This window comes from Tepidimonas sp. (genome assembly GCF_029335975.1).
GTDB lineage: Bacteria > Pseudomonadota > Gammaproteobacteria > Burkholderiales > Burkholderiaceae_C > Tepidimonas.
On sequence record NZ_JARJMT020000185.1, the window covers coordinates 1 to 6,688 of the forward strand.

Sequence of the window (6,688 nt, forward strand, 5' to 3'; positions counted from 1 at the left end):
TTCTGGGAGCTGCCGGTCAAGCGTTATGTCGACGAATGTTTGGCCGGTAAAACCGGTCCGCGCGGCAAAGACTTCAACATGCGCTGGATTGCGAGTATGGTCGCCGAGGCCCACCGCATCCTGATGCGCGGCGGAGTGTTCCTGTACCCGCGTGACATGCGCGACCCGACCAAACCAGGCCGCCTGCGCTTGCTCTACGAGGCCAATCCGGTGGGGTTTCTCATGGAGCAGGCTGGCGGGCGCGCCAGCACGGGCCGCGAGCCGATTTTGCATGTGCAGCCCACGTCTTTACACCAGCGCATCGGCTTGGTGTTTGGCAGCAAGAGCGAGGTCGAGCGCATCGAGCGCTACCATCGCGAGCCGGCCCCGATCAAGGACGACAACCCCCTGTTTGGCGAGCGCTCGTTGTTTCGCGACTAAGCCATTGGCCGCACGCTGGATTCGAGAAGTTCCGAGGAGAACCCGCCATGTCTGACAAGCATCCAATCATTGCCATCACTGGTTCCTCCGGTGCCGGTACCTCCACCGTCACTCGCACGTTCCAGAACATCTTCCGCCGCGAGGGGGTGCGCGCCGCCATCATCGAAGGCGACAGCTTTCACCGCTACGACCGCCAGGAAATGCGCCGGCGCATGGCCGAAGAAGAGGCCAAGGGCAACCGCCACTTCAGTCACTTCGGGCCCGATGCCAACCTCTTCGAAGAGCTGGAAAACCTCTTCAAGACCTACGCCGAGACCGGCCGTGGGCGCAGCCGCAAGTATCTGCACAACGAAGAGGAGGCTGCCCCGTATGGCCAGGAGCCTGGTACCTTCACGCCGTGGGAGGACCTGCCCGAGGACACCGACATCCTGTTTTATGAGGGCCTGCACGGCGCGGTGGTGACCGGCAGCGTCAATGTCGCGCAGTACCCCGATCTGCTGATCGGCGTGGCCCCCTCGATCAACCTGGAGTGGATCCAGAAACTGATCCGTGACAAGACCGAGCGGCGATACAGCCAGGAGGCGGTGGTCGACACCATCCTGCGCCGCATGCCCGACTATGTCAACTACATCTGTCCGCAGTTTGCGGTGACGCATGTGAACTTCCAGCGCGTGCCGGTGGTGGATACTTCGAATCCGTTCATTGCCCGCGATATCCCCACGGCTGACGAAAGTATGGTCGTCATCCGTTTTGCCAAACCCAAAGGCATCGACTTTCCCTACCTGCTGTCGATGATCGATGGCTCATGGATGAGCCGGGCCAATACGATCGTCGTGCCGGGCGGCAAAATGGAGCTTGCCATGCAGTTGATTTTTACCCCTTTCATCTGGCGCATGATGGAGCGCCGCCAGCGCGCGCTGGGCCTGGCGTGACTCTGAACGACGGAGACTGACCTTATGTATTCGAGCGACTTTCCCGAGCGTGCCGCTCCGGCTCCCGATCTGGCGCGCCGCATGGCCAACGCCATCCGCATGCTGGCGGTGGACGCCGTGCAGCAGGCCAACAGCGGCCATCCGGGAGCCCCGATGGGCATGGCCGAAATCGCTGAGGTGTTGTGGAACCGCCACCTCAAGCACAACCCGGGAAATCCGGCCTGGGCCGACCGCGATCGTTTCGTGTTGTCCAATGGCCATGGCTCGATGCTGATCTATGCGCTGTTGCACCTGACCGGCTACGACCTGCCGATCGAGGAGCTCAAAGCCTTTCGTCAGCTGCACAGCAAGACCCCGGGCCATCCGGAGGTCGGCATCACCCCTGGTGTGGAGACCACCACTGGGCCGCTGGGGCAGGGTATCGCCAACGCGGTCGGCATGGCGTTGGCGGAAAAGCTGCTCGCCGCCGAGTTCAACCGTCCCGGCCACACCATCGTCGACCACTTCACCTACGTGTTCCTCGGCGACGGCTGCATGATGGAGGGCATCAGTCATGAGGTCTGCTCGCTGGCCGGCACACTGCGCCTGTCCAAGCTGATCGCCTTTTACGACGACAACGGCATCTCGATCGACGGCCATGTCGAAGGCTGGTTCGCCGACGACACGCCCTCCCGTTTCGAGGCCTACGGCTGGCATGTGATCCGCAATGTCGACGGTCACGACACCGAGGCGGTGGACGCTGCGATCCGGCTGGCCAAAGCGCAGGCGCGTCGCCCGGACGGCAAACCGACGCTGATCTGCTGCAAGACCGTCATTGGCCAGGGCTCGCCGAACAAAGCGGGCACGCACGATGTGCACGGCGCAGCGCTCGGTGCGGCCGAGGTTGCCGCCACCCGCGCGGCGCTGGACTGGCCCTATGCGCCGTTCGAGATTCCGGCCGAGATCGCTGCGGCATGGGATGCACGCGCCCGCGGCGCAGCGGCGGAAGCCGCCTGGCGCCAGCGCTTGGCTGCCTACGCCGAGGCGCACCCGGAGCTGGCGGCCGAGTTCGAGCGCCGCATGCGCGGCGAACTCAAGCCCGAGCTGACGCAGCACCTGCCCGCGCTGCTGGACGCTGCTGCAGTGCGCACCGACGCGGTGGCCACGCGCAAGGCCAGCCAATTGGCGCTGGACGCGCTGGCGCCGCTGATCCCGGAATTCTTCGGCGGTAGCGCCGACCTCACCGGCTCCAACCTGACCAATTTCAAGGGCTGTACGATCGCTGGGCGCGACCGCTGGGGCAACCACCTCAGCTACGGCGTGCGCGAGTTCGGCATGGCCGCGATCATGAACGGCATCGCGCTGCATGGCGGCTACCTGCCGTACGGCGGCACCTTCTTGACCTTCAGCGACTACAGCCGCAACGCCATCCGCATGGCCGCGCTGATGAAGCAGCGTGTCGTGCACGTCTTCACGCACGACTCGATCGGCTTGGGCGAAGATGGCCCGACGCACCAGAGCGTGGAGCATGTGCCGAGCTTGCGCTTGATTCCTCAGCTGGACGTCTGGCGCCCGGCCGACGCGCTGGAGACGCTGGTGGCGTGGGCGGCGGCGGTGCAGCGGCGCGACGGTCCCTCCGCGCTGTGTCTGTCGCGGCAAAACCTGCCAGTGGTGACGCAGCGCGCGCATGCCGACGGCGCGGCACGCGGGGGCTATGTGCTCAAGGACATGGACGCAGCGCGCGCCGTGATCATCGCCACCGGATCGGAAGTCTCGATTGCTTTGAAGGCGCAGGAGCTGCTGGCTGCCGAAGGAATTGCGACGCGCGTCGTCTCCATGCCCAGCACCAACGTGTTCGACCGCCAAGACACGGCCTACCAGGACGCCGTGCTGCCGCCAGCGCTGCCGGCGGTGGCGGTGGAGGCCGCACACCCGGACTTTTGGCGCAAATACGTGGGGCGCCGCGGACGTGTGGTTGGCATTGACCGCTTCGGCGAATCTGCCCCGGCCCCAGCACTGTACGAGTACTTTGGCCTGACGCCGGCGAAGGTGGCGCAAGCCGTGCGCGAGGTGCTCGCGTGAGCGCACCGGCGCGCCCTGCACAGCCGTTCGACCTGATGCTGTTCGACTTGGACGGCACGCTGGTCGAGACCGCGCCGGAGATCGCCGACGCCGTCAATGACACGCTGACGGAGCTGGGCTTTCCACCGGCGTCGCTGGAGCAGGTCACACGCTGGATCGGCCACGGCACGCGCGAGCTGCTGGTGCAGGCCCTGGCAGCGCGCCAGGGCTGTGGCGCCGAAGCCGTGCGTGCCGATCCGGGCTTCGCGGCAGCGGAGGCGGTGTTCCAGCGCCATTACGAGTTGCGCTGCGGCACGCGCAGCCGCCCCTACCCGCGTGTGGTGGAGGCGCTGCAGGCCCTGCGCGCCACGGGCGTGCGGCTGGTCGTCGTCACCAACAAGGAGTCACGCTACACCGCCCGCGTGCTGCAGGCGCATGGCTTGACCGCGCTGTTCGACCGGGTTATCAGCGGCGACACCTTGCCCGTCAAGAAGCCCAATCCCCTGGCCGTGGCCGACAGCCTGTTACGCTACGGGGTGGATCGCAGCCGCGCCCTGCTGGTGGGGGACTCTTCCATCGACGTGGCCACGGCACGCCACGCCGGCATTGCCGTCTGGTGTGTGCCTTATGGCTACAACATGGGGGAGCCCATCGAGGCGTGTGCGCCCGACCGCGTGATCGCGGACTTCGGGGCGCTCATGCCAGCAGCGTTATCGGCCCTCGCGCTCCCCAACTGAATGGAGGCCCCGCGCTGCGGTGGCGACGACCGAATTTTTTGCAAAACCATCGAGGAGAAACTGACAATGACCATACGCGTCGGCATCAACGGTTTTGGCCGCATTGGCCGCATGGTATTCCGCGCTGCCCTGCGCAATTTCCAGAGCGATATCGAGATCGTCGGCATCAACGACCTGCTCGAGCCGGACTACCTGGCCTATATGCTGAAGTATGACAGCGTGCACGGCCGCTTCCAGGGTGAAGTGGCGGTGGAAGGCAACACCCTCGTGGTCAACGGCCGCCACATCCGCCTGACTGCCGAGCGCGACCCGGCCAACCTGCGCTGGGGTGACGTCGGCGCCGACGTGGTCATCGAGTCCACCGGCATCTTCCTCGACGATGCCGGCGCGCGCAAGCATCTGCAAGCGGGCGCAAAGCGCGTCATCATGAGTGCGCCGAGCAAGGACGACACGCCGATGTTCGTCTATGGCGTCAATCACGGCAGCTACAGCGGCCAAGACATCATCTCCAACGCCAGCTGCACGACCAACTGCTTGGCGCCGCTGGCCAAGGTGGTGCACGACCAGTGGGGCATCGAGCGCGGCCTCATGACCACCGTGCACGCCGCCACCGCGACCCAAAAGACGGTCGACGGTCCATCCAACAAGGACTGGCGCGGCGGCCGTGGCATCCTCGAGAACATCATCCCCAGCTCGACTGGTGCGGCCAAAGCGGTCGGCAAAGTGATCCCGAGCTTGAACAAAAAGCTGACCGGCATGGCCTTTCGCGTGCCCACCAGCGATGTCTCGGTCGTCGACCTGACCTGCCAACTGGAAAAACCCGCCACCTATGACGAAATCTGCGCCGCGATGAAGGCCATGGCGGCCAAGCCGGTGGCCGAAGGCGGATTGGCTGGCGTACTTGGCTACACCGAAGACAAGGTCGTGGCCACCGACTTCCGCGGGGAGGTCTGCACCAGCGTTTTCGACGCCGAGGCTGGCATTCAGCTCGACCCGACGTTCGTCAAGCTGGTCGCTTGGTACGACAACGAGTGGGGCTATTCGAACAAGTGCCTGGAGATGGCGCGCGTGGTGGGTCGCTCGCTCTGAGGCCAGTCGCGCTGAACCCGCGTCACCACAGGACACCCCAGGCCCCGGCATGCGCTGGGGCCGTTTGAGCCGGAGCCCCAACGATGGATTTCATTCGTTTTACCGATCTGTGTGCCCAGGGCCAGGCCCGGGGCAAGCGCGTTTTCATCCGCGCCGACCTGAATGTGCCGCTGGCCTTTGAGGACGGTGTGGCGCGCATTACGGAAGACACCCGTATCCGCGCCTCTGTACCGGCCATCCGCGCGGCCCTGGAGGCCGGCGCGGGCGTCATGCTGACCTCCCACCTGGGCCGCCCGACCGAAGGTCAGCCCAAGCCCGAGGACACACTCGCCCCCGTGGCCGAGCGCCTCAGTCAATTGCTGGGACAGCCGGTGCCGTTGATCCAGCGCTGGGTGGATGGCGGCTTTACCGTAGCGCCGGGCCAGGTGGTTCTGCTGGAAAACTGCCGCCTGAACAAAGGCGAGAAGAAGAACAGCCCAGAGCTGGCGCGCAAGATGGCCGCGCTGTGCGACATCTTCGTGCACGATGCCTTTGGCACCGCGCACCGCGCCGAGGCCAGCACCTATGGCATCGCCGAGTATGCGCCGGTGGCCTGCGCGGGGCCGCTGCTGGCCGCCGAGATCGACGCCTTGTCGCGCGCGCTGGAGCAACCGGCCCGCCCGCTGGTGGCCATCGTCGCCGGCTCCAAAGTCTCCACCAAGCTCACCATCTTGCAGTCGCTGGCGCAAAAGGTCGATCGCTTGATCGTCGGCGGCGGCATCGCCAATACCTTCATGCTGGCCGCAGGCCTGCCGGTTGGTAAGAGCCTGGCCGAGCCCGACTTGGTCGGCGAAGCCCGCGCCGTCATCGAAGCGATGAAGGCGCGCGGTGCCGAGGTGCCGATTCCCGTGGACGTGGTCGTCGCGCCCGAGTTCAAGGCCGATGCGCCTGCCACCGCCAAGGCCGCGGCCGAAGTGGATGAGGGCGACATGATCCTCGACATTGGCCCGCAGACCGCCGCGCAATTGGCCGCATTGCTGGAGAGCGCGGGCACCATCGTCTGGAACGGCCCGGTCGGGGTGTTCGAGTTCGCCCCGTTCGAGAACGGCACGCGCACGCTGGCGCAAGCCATCGCCCGCTCCGAGGCGTTTTCGATCGCAGGCGGTGGCGACACCTTGGCGGCGATCGCCAAGTACGGCATCGAAAACGATGTCGGCTATATCTCCACGGGTGGCGGCGCTTTCCTGGAGGTGCTGGAAGGCAAGACGCTGCCCGCTTTCGAAGTCCTGCAACGCCGCGCGCGCGGCTGAAGTCCCCCCTGTGTTTGAGGAACAACGCCATGGCCCTGATCACCCTACGCCAACTGCTGGACCACGCTGCCGAACACGGCTACGGTGTGCCGGCTTTTAACGTCAACAACATGGAGCAGATCCACGCCATCATGCAGGCGGCAGCGGCCACCCGCAGCCCTGTCATTCTGCAGGCTTCGGC

6 protein-coding genes and 1 pseudogene are annotated in these 6,688 nt (G+C 65.8%); all 7 read left to right on the top strand.

What is annotated here, in order from left to right:
• Positions 1 to 420 (top strand): annotated as a pseudogene (locus P3W97_RS10320) (class 1 fructose-bisphosphatase); the annotation flags it as partial.
• 47 nt (positions 421 to 467) lie between these two features.
• Positions 468 to 1,352, top strand: coding sequence for a phosphoribulokinase (locus P3W97_RS10325; protein ID WP_300846445.1), 885 nt, complete (start codon positions 468 to 470; stop codon positions 1,350 to 1,352).
• 24 nt (positions 1,353 to 1,376) lie between these two features.
• On the top strand, positions 1,377 to 3,413 hold the full coding sequence (gene tkt / locus P3W97_RS10330; RefSeq protein ID WP_300846447.1) for a transketolase: 2,037 nt from the start codon (positions 1,377 to 1,379) through the stop codon (positions 3,411 to 3,413).
• On the top strand, positions 3,410 to 4,129 hold the full coding sequence (gene gph, locus P3W97_RS10335) for a phosphoglycolate phosphatase (protein WP_300846449.1): 720 nt from the start codon (positions 3,410 to 3,412) through the stop codon (positions 4,127 to 4,129). The genes tkt and gph overlap by 4 nt, the downstream gene beginning before the upstream one ends.
• A gap of 66 nt (positions 4,130 to 4,195) precedes the next feature.
• A complete protein-coding gene (gap, locus tag P3W97_RS10340; RefSeq protein WP_300846451.1) occupies positions 4,196 to 5,218 on the top strand; it encodes a type I glyceraldehyde-3-phosphate dehydrogenase in 1,023 nt (340 codons plus the stop codon).
• Positions 5,219 to 5,301: 83 nt separating this feature from the next.
• A complete protein-coding gene (locus tag P3W97_RS10345) occupies positions 5,302 to 6,507 on the top strand; it encodes a phosphoglycerate kinase (RefSeq protein ID WP_300846453.1) in 1,206 nt (401 codons plus the stop codon).
• A gap of 29 nt (positions 6,508 to 6,536) precedes the next feature.
• Positions 6,537 to 6,688: class II fructose-bisphosphate aldolase (locus P3W97_RS10350; protein WP_300846455.1), on the top strand; the 152-nt coding region annotated here is incomplete at its 3' end.